Source organism: Hymenobacter glaciei, assembly GCF_039539585.1.
Taxonomy (GTDB): Bacteria; Bacteroidota; Bacteroidia; order Cytophagales; family Hymenobacteraceae; genus Hymenobacter; species Hymenobacter glaciei.
On the sequence record NZ_BAABDK010000031.1, the window covers coordinates 227,209 to 241,934 of the forward strand.

General features: G+C 61.8%; 12 protein-coding genes. 7 read left to right on the forward strand and 5 right to left on the reverse strand.

What is annotated here, in order from left to right:
- Positions 1–629: 629 nt before the first annotated feature.
- Entirely contained in the window at positions 630–1,157 is a 528-nt protein-coding gene (locus ABD837_RS20725) for an NADPH-dependent FMN reductase (RefSeq protein ID WP_345058422.1), read from the forward strand.
- Positions 1,158–1,393: 236 nt separating this feature from the next.
- On the opposite strand, the gene ABD837_RS20730 is transcribed toward ABD837_RS20725, so the two are convergent.
- Positions 1,394–1,921: a DUF2062 domain-containing protein gene (locus ABD837_RS20730; RefSeq protein WP_345058424.1), complete on the reverse strand. Its 528-nt coding sequence runs from the start codon at positions 1,919–1,921 to the stop codon at positions 1,394–1,396.
- 113 nt (positions 1,922–2,034) lie between these two features.
- Between ABD837_RS20730 and ABD837_RS20735 the strand changes: the two genes are divergently transcribed.
- From ABD837_RS20735 to ABD837_RS20755, 5 genes are all read left to right on the forward strand, one after another.
- Positions 2,035–2,970: a YihY/virulence factor BrkB family protein gene (locus ABD837_RS20735; RefSeq protein ID WP_345058426.1), complete on the forward strand. Its 936-nt coding sequence runs from the start codon at positions 2,035–2,037 to the stop codon at positions 2,968–2,970.
- 176 nt (positions 2,971–3,146) lie between these two features.
- Positions 3,147–4,598 (forward strand): DEAD/DEAH box helicase, encoded by a 1,452-nt coding sequence (locus ABD837_RS20740; RefSeq protein ID WP_345058428.1) that lies wholly within the window; start codon positions 3,147–3,149, stop codon positions 4,596–4,598.
- Between the two features lie 129 nt (positions 4,599–4,727).
- Positions 4,728–5,054, forward strand: a complete 327-nt coding sequence (locus ABD837_RS20745; protein ID WP_345058430.1) for a low molecular weight protein tyrosine phosphatase family protein — start codon at positions 4,728–4,730, stop codon at positions 5,052–5,054.
- A gap of 26 nt (positions 5,055–5,080) precedes the next feature.
- The gene (locus ABD837_RS20750) at positions 5,081–6,373 is read left to right on the forward strand and encodes a hypothetical protein (protein WP_345058432.1); all 1,293 of its coding nucleotides are present in this window, start codon (positions 5,081–5,083) and stop codon (positions 6,371–6,373) included.
- Positions 6,374–6,781: 408 nt separating this feature from the next.
- Positions 6,782–8,650, forward strand: a complete 1,869-nt coding sequence (locus ABD837_RS20755; RefSeq protein WP_345058434.1) for a M2 family metallopeptidase — start codon at positions 6,782–6,784, stop codon at positions 8,648–8,650.
- Positions 8,651–9,007: 357 nt separating this feature from the next.
- On the opposite strand, the gene ABD837_RS20760 is transcribed toward ABD837_RS20755, so the two are convergent.
- Both ABD837_RS20760 and ABD837_RS20765 read right to left on the reverse strand, forming a co-directional pair.
- The gene (locus ABD837_RS20760; protein ID WP_345058436.1) at positions 9,008–10,555 is read right to left on the reverse strand and encodes an alpha/beta hydrolase family protein; all 1,548 of its coding nucleotides are present in this window, start codon (positions 10,553–10,555) and stop codon (positions 9,008–9,010) included.
- 108 nt (positions 10,556–10,663) lie between these two features.
- Positions 10,664–11,644, reverse strand: coding sequence for a fasciclin domain-containing protein (locus ABD837_RS20765; RefSeq protein ID WP_345058438.1), 981 nt, complete (start codon positions 11,642–11,644; stop codon positions 10,664–10,666).
- A gap of 222 nt (positions 11,645–11,866) precedes the next feature.
- Here ABD837_RS20765 and ABD837_RS20770 point away from each other — a divergent pair, with 222 nt between their 5' ends.
- Complete coding sequence (locus tag ABD837_RS20770) at positions 11,867–12,772, forward strand: hypothetical protein (RefSeq protein WP_345058440.1); 906 nt, start codon at positions 11,867–11,869, stop codon at positions 12,770–12,772.
- A gap of 99 nt (positions 12,773–12,871) precedes the next feature.
- On the opposite strand, the gene ABD837_RS20775 is transcribed toward ABD837_RS20770, so the two are convergent.
- Both ABD837_RS20775 and ABD837_RS20780 read right to left on the reverse strand, forming a co-directional pair.
- Positions 12,872–13,594: a pirin family protein gene (locus ABD837_RS20775; protein ID WP_345058442.1), complete on the reverse strand. Its 723-nt coding sequence runs from the start codon at positions 13,592–13,594 to the stop codon at positions 12,872–12,874.
- A gap of 206 nt (positions 13,595–13,800) precedes the next feature.
- On the reverse strand, positions 13,801–14,664 hold the full coding sequence (locus ABD837_RS20780; protein ID WP_345058444.1) for a helix-turn-helix domain-containing protein: 864 nt from the start codon (positions 14,662–14,664) through the stop codon (positions 13,801–13,803).
- Positions 14,665–14,726: the final 62 nt, after the last annotated feature.

The window sequence follows — 14,726 nt, forward strand, 5'->3', positions numbered from 1 at the left end:
CCGCCCAGGGCGGTCGGACCGGAGCAACAACCGCCGTTTTGGGTAAGGACAAGTCAGCTACTGGCAGGGGCTTCTTTTTTGGTAGGTGGCCGAATTGTACTCATCGCGAAGTAGGGTGCGGGGCTTGCCCCCGCCCGTCGTTGCACGAATCACACGCCAATCGTGCAACAACGGGCGGGGGCAAGCCCCGCACCCTACTTTGTTTTCGCAAACCACTTAGCCACGAGTATAGCTTGAGGGGACGAGTGGTAAAATCGCCTTTCGCGGGCCGGCCTGCGCTTGAATGGGGTGGGGCCGCTTTCCTTCGCAGCCCTCTGCCAAAGCCGGCTTTTTAATGATTAGGCCCCTTTTTCCGCTTGTTAACCTAAAGTGCTTTTGCAGGCCGCGCCGACCATGAGCACACGAGTAGGCGCGTGGCCAGTCTCATTCGGAGCGGCCAGGTCACTCCCCGACAGCCCGACGCTGAATAGCTTTATTGCGGTTATCCAAATTTCTGATTGTAGGTCAGTTGGGGATATTATTTTTATAACCGCCGCTAGTTGGTTGGTGCACTAGCCTCCACGTCTCCTGAACCTCCGTCATCGTTTCTGGTTTCGGTACCAACTGTTACAAACTCCTCCCCTGCTCCTTTGATTACCATCGTCTCCGGCACCAACCGCCCGGCCTCCCGCGCCCGGCGCGTGGCCGACTACTATGCTACCATCCTCGCCGAGCTGGGGGCCGACTACCAGCTGCTGAACCTGGCCGAGCTGCCGACCGATTTCACCAGCACGGCCCTCTACGCCAACGCCGGCACCCACCCCGAATTCAACCGCCTGGCCGACCAGCTGGCCGCCAGCAGCCACTGGGTCATCATCACGCCCGAGTATAACGGCTCGTTCCCGGGCGTGCTCAAGGCATTTATTGATGGGCTGCCCTACCCGGGCGCATTCAAAAGCAAGAAAGCGGCGCTGGTGGGCCTGAGCAGCGGCGGCCAGGGCGGCTTGCTGGCCATGACGCACCTCACCGACATCCTGATGTACCTGGGCACGGCGGTGCTGCCCCAGCGCGTGCGCCTGCCCTTCATCAACCAGGACCTCGACCCGGAGCTGGGGCTGCGCCAGGAGCTGTCGCGGCAGCTTCTGCACGAGCAGGCCGCAGCCTTACTGGCGTTTTAAGTAGTCGAGCAAAAGTAATTCGGCATCGGCCCGGTCCGACCGCCCCAGGCGGTCTGACCGGTTGAAGCACCTCCGGTTTTGCGATGACGACAACCGGTCGGACCGCCTAGGGCGGTCGGACCGGGCCGGACGATGACCTGATTACTTCTGCTCGATTACTTAGATGATTTAGCTGGGGGAATAAACGCCCGTCATGCGGAGATTGTCGAAGCATGACGGGCAATGTTATCCGGGCGTCAGCTTCCCGCCACCACCTCCTGCTTTGCCAGTACTTGCCGAAACACCACCCGGAGGACGAAATACAGCACCGTCACTAGCGGCACCATGGCCACGGCCCACAGCAGCAGCGCGCCCAGCTCGGCCCGCCACAAGAGCTTGCCCACCGCTGCCCAGCCCTCGCGGCTGATAAGCTGGCGCAGGCTGGCAACGGTGAGGTGCGCCACTTTACCGCCCTGGCCCATGATAGTGGCCCCGGCGCGCAGGAACGGAATGAACAGCGCCAGCTGGAGAAACGTCATCAGGTGGGTGGCCAGCTGCATGGCGGCCACGTTCAGGCGCAGGCGCAGGGCCACGGCCGCGCTCAACACGGTTGTAATGCCGAAGGCCGGAACCAACCCGACAGCCACTCCCAGGCCTACGGTGAGGGCTAGTTTTTCGGGCGAGAGCCCGGCCTTGAGCAGGTCCAGTAGCGGGTTGAACACGCGGCGGCGCAGCCAGGAAGCGGGGGGGGGCGGCACGAGGGGGGGCGGGGGCAAGGGGGTCATAAGCGAGGGGATGGCGAAACCCGGAAAGCCCGGCAGGGGCCCGTATCTTCGCCGGGGACGGCCCGGGTGCTTCTGGCGTTGAGTGGGCCGCCGTCTTCCTGTTTGGTTTCCTGATGACAAAAGTACCTGCGCCCGCCGAGCTGCCCGGTCCCTGGTGGCGCGAACTGCCCATTTTATTGCACCGCGCCGGGCGCGAGCTGGGCCAGAACGACCCGTTGCGGCTGGGGGCGGCCACGGCCTTCTTCACCTCGTTTGCACTGCCGCCCATTCTCATCATCCTCATCGCGCTGCTCAGCTCGCTCTACCCGTCGTCGATGGTGCGGGTGCTGCTGCTGGGCAAGGTCAGCAACCTGGTGGGAGCCCCGGCCGCCGGCCTGGTGTCGCAGATTGTGATGAACGTGGCCGACCCCATGCGCAGCCGGCTGGTGACGGTGTGCGGGTTCATTTTCCTGCTGTTTGTGGCCACCACGCTGTTCACCATCATTCAGCACTCGCTCAATCAGCTCTGGCAAATTCGGCCCAAGCGCAACGCGGGCAAGGTATCGCAGGCCGTACACGAGCGGGTGCGCTCGGTGGGTATTCTGCTGGCTACGGCGGTGCTGTCGTTGCTGGCATTCGGGGCTGACACGGCCTTGGGCCTGTTTGCCGAAAGCATCCGCGACTTCGATGTCACTTTCGTTTATTTCATTGTGCGGGGGCTGAACGCCGTGATTGCCTGGCTCATTCTCGCTACCTGGTTCGGCGTTACGTTCCGCACGCTGAGCTTGGCCAAAGTGCCGTGGCGGGCCGTCACGCGCGGGGCGGCGCTCACGGCGCTGCTCATCAGCCTGGGCGAGGTAGTGCTGGGCCAGCTGCTGGTAGCCCGCGATTTGGGCCCGGTGTACGGGCCGGCCTCTAGCCTGGTGCTGGTGCTGCTGTTCGTGTTCTACTGCGCCATGATATTCTACTTTGGCGCGGCTTTCACGAAGGCCTATGCCCACCGCATTGGGTTGGATATTAAGCCGAAGAAAACGGCGGTGCGGTACCGGTTGGTTAATGTGGAAGAGTAACGCCTTTGGCTTAATGAGGAATGTAGGGGCGGGGGTTTGTTCCCGCCCGTCGTTGAACAGCAGGCGCGGGTATCCTTTAACGACGGGCGGGGGCAAGCCCCGCCCCTACATTCCAAATTCCTCATTCTTCATTAAGCCAAAGGCGTCACGCTCTTCGTCCGGCGTACCTTTGCTCCGTGCAAACTCCCGATACCTCCGCCGCCGGGGCCGCTGCCGAAGCGCCCAAAACCACCAAGCCCGACCTGCAATTCGCCGATTTTGGCCTCTCCCCCGCCCTGTTGGCTGGTGTGGCCGAACTGAACTTCACCCAGCCGACGCCCGTGCAGCAGCTGGTGCTGGCGCCCGCCCTCGAAGGGCAGGATGTGGCCGGCCAGGCCCCCACGGGCTCGGGCAAAACCGCTGCCTACGGTTTGGCCATTCTGCAGCAGGTGGATGTGACGTCGGCCACCATGCAGGCGCTGGTGCTGGTGCCCGCGCGCGAGTTGGTGATGCAGGTGCGCGACGCCCTGCGCGGCCTTGGCAAGCACATGGCCAACCTGCGCGTGGCCGGCTACTACGGCGGCCACGCCATGCGCGAAGAAGTGAAGGGCCTGCAGCAGATGCCGCACATTGTGGTGGCCACCCCCGGCCGCATGCTCGACCACCTCGAGCGCCGCACCATCGTGCCCAACCGCCTGAAGGTGCTGGTGCTGGACGAAGCCGACAAGCTGCTGGAACTGGGTTTTCAGGAGGAAATGGCCACCATCATCAGCCGCTTGCCGCAACGCCGGCAGACGCTGCTGTTCTCGGCCACCATGCCCGACAAGGTGCTGAACCTCGTGCGCGAGTACCTCACCCGCCCCCGGGTGATGAACGTGGGCGGCTCGAACGCCACCACGCTGCCCGAAAGCCTGGTGCTGCGCGGCCACGTCCTGAGCGCCGCCGACATGAAGCCGGCGGCCCTTTACCAACTGCTCAACTCGCCCGACGCGGGCAGCTCCCTGGTATTTGCCAACACCCGCGACCGCGTGGAGGAGCTGACGCGCTTTCTGCGCGGCCGGGGCATGGCCGCTGAAGCTTTGCACGGCAAAATGCTGCAGCCCGAGCGCGACAAGAGCATGATGAAGCTGCGCAACGGCTCGGCCACCGTGCTGGTAGCTACCGACGTGGCGGCCCGCGGCCTCGACGTGAGCGAGCTGGGCACCGTGGTGCAATTCGACCCACCCCACGATGCCGACACCTTCCAGCACCGGGCCGGCCGCACGGCCCGTGCCGGCGCCGTAGGTACTGCCCACCTGCTGGTAACCCCGCACGAGCAGCAGAAAATTCAGCAGTGGCCCTCCGCCCGCACCGTGGACTGGAAGGGCCTGCGCCCCGCCGCGCTGCCCGACGCCCTGCCCAAAGCCCCGCGCCCGAGCACGGTTACGCTGCACGTGTCGGCGGGCAAGAGTGAGAAAATCAGCCGGGGCGACCTGGCCGGAGCCTTCGTGAGCGTAGGCGGCATGGAGCGCGAGGCCGTGGGCCGCATCGAAGTATTCGACCACCACAGCTTCGTGGCCGTGCCCGAAAGCCAGGCCGAGGAGATATTAGCCCGCATGCAGGGCGCCAAGGTTAAAGGCAAGAAGGTGAAAGTGGCGCTGATTCGGTAGCAAAGTAAATCTGTCATCCTGAGCGCAGCGAAGGACCTTATCACGCCTCTGCCGGTTGCTGTACTGCAAGCCGTTCAGCAGTGATAAGGTCCTTCGCTGCGCTCAGGATGACAAAACGGAAACGTTCCCATGCGACTCCTTTTCATCTGCAGCCAGAACAAGTGGCGCAGCCTCACCGCCGAGCGGCTGTTTGATGAGCACGCGCACTACGAGGCGCGCTCGGCCGGCACCGAGCCGGGAGCCCGGGTGCGCGTGGATGCCGGCCACCTGGGCTGGGCCGAAGTCATCTTCGTGATGGAGCGCCGCCACGCCGACCGGCTGCGGGAAAAGTTCGCCGATGAGCTGCGCGGCAAAACCCTCGTTACGTTGCGCATTCCAGACAAGTACCCCTTTGGCGATGAACGACTAATTGCCTTGCTGCGCGAGAAGCTGGTGGCACATTTGCCCTTACTTTAGGGGCGAATTTCTACCCCATTCCATTTATGAAGCTTCGGCTCCTTTTTGCGCTGCCGGCTTTGCTACTGGTCACGCCGCTCTCCCACGCTCAAACCTTTGAGCCCGGCCTGCTGGTGCGTGCCAATGGCGACACGCTGCGCGGCGAGATTGAAAATGGCTTTTGGGTGGACGCCCCGGAGTTTATTCGGTACCGAGCCACGCCGGCTAGCCCTAGCCAGCTGCTTCAGCCCCGGCAGCTGCGCGCCGTGAGCTTCACCAATGGGCGCTACTTCCGCTACGAGGCACTGCCCATCAACCACGCCGCCGAAGTGCAATTGAGCCGGCTACCCCACGGCTACACCACCGATGTCCGCACCGATTCGCTGCTGGCCGAAGTGCTGTTGGAAGGCCCGGCCGGGCTGCTGCGCACAACTTACCAGGGCATCGCTCACTACCTCATTCGCCGTTCGGGCCAGCCCTATTTGGAGCTTAGCGAGCAGAAATATTTGCGTGAAACGACTACTGGCAGACGGGAAGTAGCGAATGGCAATAATTATCAGGGCCAGCTAGAGCTGTATTTTGGCGACTGCCCAGCGGCCCGTACGGCAGCAGCAGCGGCTCCCTTCACGGTGCAGGGATTGGCAGCAGTGGTGCAGGCCTACAACCAGGCGTGCGCGCCAACGGCACCGCCGGCGCGCAGCTGGCTGGCCCAGGCCATACCCCGGCGGCGCCTGGCGCTTCAGGGCGGGCTGGTGGCGGGGCTGCGTTACAGTTCTTTCCGGAACGGCTACGAGAGCCTGCCCGAAACGCTGCCCTGCACCGACTGCCAGCCCCGGCCATTTGCCGGGCTCTATGCCGACCTATTGCACCCGGGCCGCACCAGGGCACTTTACGGCGAGCTGAGCCTGAGCAGGTTTAGCAACCAGAGCTACGAGTATTACCGGCTAAATTCTTCCGTTTCCTATTATGTCGTCGATTATCGGGCCTGGCTGTTCTCGGCCCGCCTGGGGCTGCGGTTTTTCTTCCCGCTGCCGCACGAGCGCCAATGGCTGCTGAGCCTGGCCTACGAGTTAAACAAGTCCTTTGCTCCTACAATTACGTCTAGCACCGGGGGGCCAGTGGCCTTAACCAACGACCAGCTCGGCTACGGGTTTCCCTCGCTCCTGCCCAGCCTGGGCCTGGGCTGGCGGGCCCAGCGGTGCACATTGAGCCTGGATGGACAGCTTTACACCAACCGCAACAGCGAAGGCGCGTTCTCAGGCATCATCGGCACCAACTTCGTCGCGCGGGCGGGCATCGCCTACCGCCTGGGCCGCAACCCTGACAGTGCCACTCACTAGCCCAACCCCGCCCGCTGGCCGGTACTAAATACCGGCCCAAGCCCTACATCCTGCCTCTGGCCGCGCTGGTGGCCATGTTGCCTGCCATTTCACTACGCCCTGCTCACCCAGGCCTTCCACCAGAACCCCCAAAGCGTTTCCCAGGCTGGCCTACCACCCCGCACCAGTGGCTGAAGACGCTACAGCAGCCGCCGCAAATTTGGCCGCAACTCGCCCTGCCCCTGCGGCAACGGACGCAAATACAAGGAGTCCCAAGTAGGACGCAGCCTTTGCTGCGTCGCCGCTGCACGACCCTTTAGCCGCGCGATTACAGGCCGGCGCCGTGTGAAGTCACGTAGCACGCTCTTCGACGCAGCTAAGGCTGCGTCCTACTCGCGACAATCCCAGCAAACCCTATTTCTTTGCTCCATGAAAACGCACTTTCTCCCGCTGGTAGCCGCTGCCGTACTTAACGCCTGCGCCTCCACCGCGCAAACGCCGGTGGTGAAGTCTCCCGCCAAGCCCACGACGGCGGAAACCCCACCGCCCCCACCCGCGCAGCCCGCGCACATCGACTACGGCGCCATTGCCGACGAATTTCTGCGCGACTACAACGCCCAGTACGTGCAGCTGTACACGGCCTCGAGCGAGGCGGAGTGGCGTTCGAACACGCGCATTGTGCCCGGCGACACGGCCAATGCCGGAGCCACCACCCGCGCCAACCAGCGCATGGCTGCCTTCACGGGCAGCGCCAGCAACATCCAGCAGCTGCGCGACCTGCTCAAGCACCGCGACGAGTTGAACGGGCTGCAAATCAAACAGCTCGAAACTGCTCTCTACAACGCCGCCAACAACCCCCAGACGGTGGCCGACGTGGTGAAGGCCCGCATCAAAGCCGAAGCCGCTCAGACCGAAAAGCTGTACGGGTTCGATTATAAGTACGCCGGCAAGTCGGTGACGACCAACGACCTCGACGAGCTGCTGCGCAAGGAAACCAACCCCGCCAAGCGCCAGCAGATATGGGAGGCCAGCAAAACCATCGGCCCCACGCTCAAACCCGGTTTGCTGAACCTGCGCGACCTGCGCAACCAGACCGTGCAGGCCCTGGGCTACCCCGACTATTTCACCTACCAGGCCAGCGACTACGGCCTGACCCGGGACGAAATGATGGCGCTGGTGCGCAAAATCAACACCGAGCTGCGGCCCCTCTACCGCGAGCTGCACACCTACGCCCGCTACGAGCTGGCCAAAAAATACGGCGTGAAGCAGGTGCCCGACTACCTGCCGGCGCACTGGCTGCCCAACCGCTGGGGCCAGGACTGGGGCTCGATGGTGGACGTGAAAGGCCTGAACCTGGATGCGGTGCTGGCCAAAAAAGGGGCCGAGTGGCAGGTGAAGCAGGGCGAGCGGTTCTACCAGAGCCTGGGCTTTTCGCCGCTGCCGGCCTCGTTCTGGGATAAAAGCAGCCTCTACCCGCTGCCCAAAAACGCCACCTACAAGAAGAACAACCACGCTTCGGCCTGGCACATCGACCTGAACAACGACCTGCGCAGCCTCATGAGCGTGGAGGCCAACACCGAGTGGTACGAAACCGCCCACCACGAGCTTGGCCACATCTTCTACTACCAGAGCTACACGAACCCCGACGTGCCGCCGCTGCTGCGCCAGGGAGCCAACCGCGCCTACCACGAGGCCATCGGCTCGATGATGGGCCTGGCCGCCAAGCAGAAGCCCTTTCTGGCCGGCCTCGGTCTGATTGACCCCAAGGTGCAGACCGACCAGACCCAGCAGCTTCTCAAAGAAGCCCTGAGCTACGTTACCTTCATTCCCTTCGCCTCGGGGGTGGTGAGCGAGTGGGAAAACAGCTTTTATGCTGACAAGCTGCCCGCCGACCAGCTGAACGCCAAATGGTGGGCACTGTGCAAGCAATACCAGGGCATGGTGCCGCCCACCACGCGCGGCGAAAACTACCTCGACCCGGCCACCAAAACCCACATCAACGACGACCCCGCCCAGTATTACGACTACGCCCTGAGCTACGTCATCCTGTTTCAACTGCACGACCACATCGCCCGCAAAATCCTCAAGCAGGACCCGCACGCCACCAACTACTATGGCCACAAGGAAGTGGGCGACTTCCTGCGCGACATTATGCGCCCCGGCGCCAGCCGCGACTGGCGCCAGGTGCTGAAGGAGAAAACCGGCGAAGACCTCTCGGCCCGCGCCATGGTCGCCTACTTCCAGCCCCTGATGGCCTACCTGCAACAGCAGAACAAGGGCCGAAAATACACGATGTAACGTTGAGAATCTTATCGAAACCACAGTATTTGTGGTTGTTGGCTGCATTGACTTTCGTAGCCGACCAAATATGGCGCTTAACCCTCCCTAATGTCAGTATCCAACAACCCATATTTTGGCTAGACACTGTGTCAACAGGTTGTCTTACTGTATTTTTGGCTGGGTTGATTACGGCCCTAATTTGCCTTTTTCCTTTCCAACGTCTGACTTATTTTGAGCGGGTAGCACAAATTTTTCCATTGTTAGTATTGGTAGTTAGCTTGATTTTCCTCTTCTCTAACCACCTGACATAAAACGGACTGGCATCTAAAGAGGGTAATGCGACCCTCTTTAGATGCCAGTCCGTTTTTGCCTTTACTACTGTAGGCTTTGCTGCAGCACCCAATCGCGCACCGCGTCGAGCATGGCTGCCGACACTACCGGGTCCACGGAGCCATCGGCGTTGGGGAGGAGCTCGGCGGCGGGCGTCTGAAACCAGTGCTGCACGCCGGGCAGGCGACGCACCATCACGCGCTTGTTGGCTTTGAGGCCTTTTTCGAGGGCAGTGAGGTTGGTGGCGGCGTTCACTTCGGCGTCGTCGGTGCCATTCAGCAGCAACACCGGGCACTGCACTTTGGCCAATGCCGCCTGGGGGTCAAAGGTCAGGTAGTAGCGGGCCCAGGGTGTGGTCAGGTCCTCGACGCGGCTGCGCGTAAGGGCAGCCTCCTGCGCTGGGTAGCGCTGCCGCAGCATGTTGGTCACAATGGCCTGGGCCTGCTCGCGATTCGCCGTCTGGCGCACAATCTCAAACATGGCCCGCCGAAACTTAAGCGTAGCCTCGGCCTGCTTGCGCTCAGCGCTGCGCAGCTTCAGCGTTTGCTGGGCCACGTAGGTATCAATTTGGGCTGAGTTCGAGCCGCTGGCACGCAGCTCTTTGGCCTTGGCCGCAACATCGGCCAGCGCCTGGCGGCGCGCCGCCCCGGCACGGGCCGTATCGGCGGCTGTAGCCGGCTCGGCCTGGGCCGCCAGCAGCTCAAGCCCGCTAACTCCGGCCGCTGCCAGGCCCACCACAAAGCTGGGCGGCAACGGCTGTGCCGCGGCCAGCAGCGCCACGTTGCCGCCCTCGCCGTGGCCGATGAAACCCGTGCGGGCCGGGTCGATGCTGGGCCGCACACGCAGGAAGCTGAGGGCCGCCTGGGCATCGCGAACCAGGTCGGCGGTGGTGGCGAGGCGGTTGTCGCCGCCGCTTTGGCCCACACCGCGGTCATCCAGCCGGAGCACAGCAATGCCCTGGCGGGCCAGGTTGCTGGCGATGTCGGCAAACAGCCGGCAGGTGCCCTGGCGGGCGTCGCGGTCCTGTGGGCCCATGTCGGACAGTAGCACCGCAGCCGGAAACGGCCCGGGCCCATCCGGAATACTGAGCGTGCCCGCCAATTCTACGTTTCCGGCCGGGCTGGTCAGCTTCACCGCTTCGATGTGGTAGGTAGTAGCCGCAACAACTGCGGCGGCTGTACCGGATGGCTGCACCACGACACGGCGCAGCACCAGTGGCACGCGCAAGCCGGGCTGGGCCCAGGTGCCGCGCAGTTCCTGGCCACTTGCGGCCCGCACGCAGGCGTAGCGGCAGCTGGCCTTGGCCGCAAAAAAGATAACCGAGTCGCCTTTCAACGTCACCGACACAGGCAGCCGGCTCATGCGGCGGGCGGGCAAATCGAGGGTAGCGGCCAGCTTATCGGCCGCTGGCTGCTGCACCGTGAAGGCAACTGGCAAGCTACCGCCGGGGATTGGCAATGGTCCTTGCCACAAACCGGCGAGGCCAGGAGCATTGGTAGCCACTGCCGGGGCGGGGGTTTGGGCCACCACAGCTCGGGGCACTGCGCTGGCACTGGAAACAGCCAGCAAAGCCAGCAAACGGAGATATTTCATGAGGATGCAGTACCGCTGCCCCATAGCGGGACGCCGACAAATGCGGAAGCCCGGTGCAGGGCTAACGGTCAGAATGAGAGAATAAGGAGAGGTGGCAACACCCCACCACTAGGGCAGCAGCACCCGGTCGATGACGTGCACCACGCCGTTGGTGCACTGCACGTCGGGAATGCCCATGTTGGCCGGAGTAGAAATACTCTTCGATTTCACCGTGAGCACCCCGTTGCTGAACGCGCCCAGCTGCAAACTCCCGCCGCCAAAGGTGGTCACGCTGGTACCATCGGGTAACTCCGGCGTGAACTTGTTGCCCAGGTTGCCGGCCAGCACGTGGTTGGCCAGAATACCCGTAAGGGCCGTTACCTGCGCCGGCGTCATGTTGTTGATGGCGTCGACGCTGGCAATGCCGGCATCGCGGAAAGCCTGGTCGGTGGGCGCAAACACGGTGTACGGGCCGGGCTGCGACAGCAACCCTTCCAGCTTGCACTTCAGCACCGCCGCCACCAGCAGCGTCAGCTCGGGCTTGGTAAATACCTGGGCCGACTGCAGGGCCACCGCCGATTGCACCACGTTGCCACCGGTGGCAATCAGCACCTTATCAATGGGGTGCACCAAGCCATTAGCCGCCTTTACATCGGTGCCCAGAATCTTCGAGCCGTTCACGTATTTGCTGCCATCGGCGCGGGTGATGATGCGACGCGTAGGCCCGAGCAGCGAACTTGAGGTATTGCCAGCCGTGAGACTGCTGCCCGCCAAGGAGCCACTGTACACGTGGTAGAGCAGGGTGTTGGTAAGAAAACCGGGCTGCAGGGCCGTCAGGTCGACGGCTTCGCGAATGCCTAAGCGGTTGAATGCGGAATTGGTGGGGGCAAACACCGTGTAATTGCCCTGCGCATCGTTGGGATTTTTGTTGCCCAGCGTGATAGCCACCCCGCCGCGAATGGCGGCGTCTTCGAGCAGCTGAAAATCGGGGTTGGTAACGGCAATGTTGGTAATAGACGGGTCGATGTCTTTATTTTTTGCGCAGCCACTGCCGGCCAGCGCCAAGCCTAGTATTACGACACTGGTTTTAAAGGGGGTAATAATTTTCATCGGGTAAAAAGAAGTGTTGGTCGAAGGTATACAGTTGTTGAATTCAATTCACTGATTATAAACGGCTTTGTTTAATCTTCGGATTGCGCTAAGCTAAATCCAAATCTTCAGACTGCGCCGTAAGTTGCGCATTCAGTCCGATTTCGAAACTCTTTTGAATAGTTCCTAAACCCAATTACTCACCTTCCTGTTTTAGTTTTTTATTCCTCTGTTAAACATTATATGAAACAATTTTCCACGCTGATTCTAAGTGCTTTGCTTGTGGCCGGCATTTCTCCGGCGCTCCGCGCGCAAAGCCTCGTCAGTGGCTTCATGGCGGGCAAAGGCCACGGCTCGGTGGTCGTTTCGGGCACCTCCGAACGTTATACCAGCGCCTACCTGGCCCCCGATAAAGTGAGTGGCGTGCCTGTATTTCAAGAAGTACGCGTCAATTCCGTCAATCTATACGCCACCTACGGCATCACCGATAAAATCGACTTCATCGCGAGCCTGCCCTATATCCAGTCGAAGGGCCAGGCATTTGGCACCACCATCGGCGACCTCAATACCTTGTACCCGGCCCAGGGCTTCGCCAATACCCGCCAGGGCGTGCAGGACCTAACAGGCGTGCTCAAGTTCAAGTCGTTTTCCCGCGAAATCGGCAGCAGCATCCTCGACCTGTTGGGCGTGGTCAGCGTGAGCACCCCGGTGGGCAACTACCAAACCAACACCGGCCTGGGCTACATCATTGCCATTGGCAACCGGGCCACGAAAACCACGGCCCTTGGGGTGGTTCACCTCAAAACGGTTTCTGGGGTGTTTGCAACCGGCCAGTTAGGCTACAGCCTGCGCACCGGCGACGTGCCCAATGCGTTAGTAGCTGAAGGAAAAATCGGGTACGCTGGCCCCAAAAACTACTTCGAAGGTTCCGTTTCAGTGCAAGAGTCAAACGGCGGGACCGACATCACCGAAGCCGGTTTCGATGGCACCTTCACCGCCACCCGTGTGAACTACGTGCGCCTCGGAGCCAGCGGCTACCGCCCCATCACCAACGGTTTTGGCCTCACGCTGGGCATCAGCACCTACGTGGCAGGCCGCAACATCGGCAAGTCGACGGGCGGCTCGGCGGGTATTACCTACAACTTCTAACATCTAAAGTCCCCACGCAAAAGCCCCAGGCTGCAAGCATAGTCCCGAAATACGGACTGTGTACTTGCAGCCTGGGGCTTTTGCGTGGTGCCCTGAATTTTAATAGTTGGCTTCCGACGATGGCAGGTCAATCAGGATGAACTGGGCATCGGTAGAGGCGCGAATTTGCACCACGTCGTCGTCGGTCATGCGGGCCTGGTCGTTGGGGCCCAGCTCGGTGCCATTCACGAAGATGGTGCCTTCCTTCACGTAGATGAAGGTGAGGCGGATGGGAAAAGTCTTGAACTCAATTTCTTTATCAGCACTCAGGTTCGACCAGTACACGGTGCTGTTCGAGTTCATGTATACTACGTCTTCGAGCACCTTCTGGCCGGTTACCAGCGGCACCAGCTCGTTCTTGTTGCCGGTGAGGAAACCCAGGTCCTTCTGCTCGTAGCTGGGGGCCAGGCCACGCTGCCCGGGCAAAAACCAGAGTTGATAAAGATGCAGGGGCTTGTCCTGGCGGTTGAACTCGGAGTGGGCCAGGCCGGTGCCGGCCGTCATGCGCTGCACTTCGCCGGCTTTAATGGTCGTTTTGTTGCCCATCGTGTCCTGATGCGTGATTTCCCCGTCGAGCACCAGCGTCACAATCTCCATTTCAGAGTGCGGATGCTGCGGAAAACCCGACTGCGCCGCCACACTATCGTCGTTGAACACGCGCAACGGGCCGAAGTGCATGTTGTTACGGTCGAAATAATCGGCAAACGAAAACAGGAAATAGCTACTCAGCCAGGCGGCGGGAGCAGCGTGGTGGCGGTCGGCGGAGGAGATGTACTTGAGCATCAGAAAGGCGTTAGCGTGATAGTGAGACGCGCGCAAAGGCGGCGAACTCCATACGCAGCCGGCCGGCCGGGGTTGGCCTCAACAACCAGACGCAATAAAGCCCTGCCGTAGCAACGGCAGGGCTTTTCGAGGGTACAAGCGAAGCGGGGCATGTTCGGACACCCAGCCATTCGGGCCACTGACTTGAAAACCCGGGGTACTTCGCCTTACGCTCTTTTGAGCAGGGCCACCTGCTGCTGCAAATCGAGCACAAGGCTGGCTACGCGCTCCAACGAAAGCTCGGCAATGGGGAACGTGCTGCTGATGTAGCTTTTGGCTTCCCATATTTCGAGCACATCATCGGCCTGCACATCGTAGGGCGAAAAGTGCGGGTTGTCGGAGTGCAGCACGAACATCGAACCCGAGCGCAGCTTGTTGTACACCCGCTTGAACACGATGCCATCGCGCGAGCTCACCACAATGCACGGCGTACTGTCCTTAATGCTGGACCAATCCTCGACGTAGCGGCCCACGATGACCGTGCCGCTGGCAATGGGCAGCATGGAGTCACCGGCAATTTCGAAGGCGCGGTACGTGCCCGTATTCGAGAGCATGGGCAGGCGGAACTTGGGCAGCACCTCCAGATACTCGCGGTCGGCGTAGCCGTTGAGGTAGCCGGCAGCGGCTTTCTGAGGCACCAGCTCGATGTTCTCGTTCTGGTCTCTATCGACGGTGAAGGCCAGCACGCGGAGCTTGCCGCCGGCAGGCGTGGGCGGCTCGGGGTTATCGTCGGCATCGGCAGCCAGCGCGTTGGGGTCGGGCGCGGGCAGCGAGCCAATAATCTTGGTGTTTTTCTTCTTGCTGAAGTCGGTGGTAACGAGTTGGTCGAGCGTGATGCCGAACAGGCGGGCCATGTTCACGAGAGTGGCAATGCGGGGCTCGGCGCGGCCTTCTTCGTAGGCTCCCACCAGCGAGCGTTTGATGCCGAGTTTTTCGGCCATCTGGGCCTGGGTGAGGGCGAGCTCACGCCGGCAAAATTTCAGGTTCGTATTAATCATGGGGAGGGGCAGCAGCCGGGAATAGCGTTCCATTCAACGCAGATTCGGCTGGTGAAGTTAGCAACGCAAGTGCGAAGTTACTAATTCACTTAGCT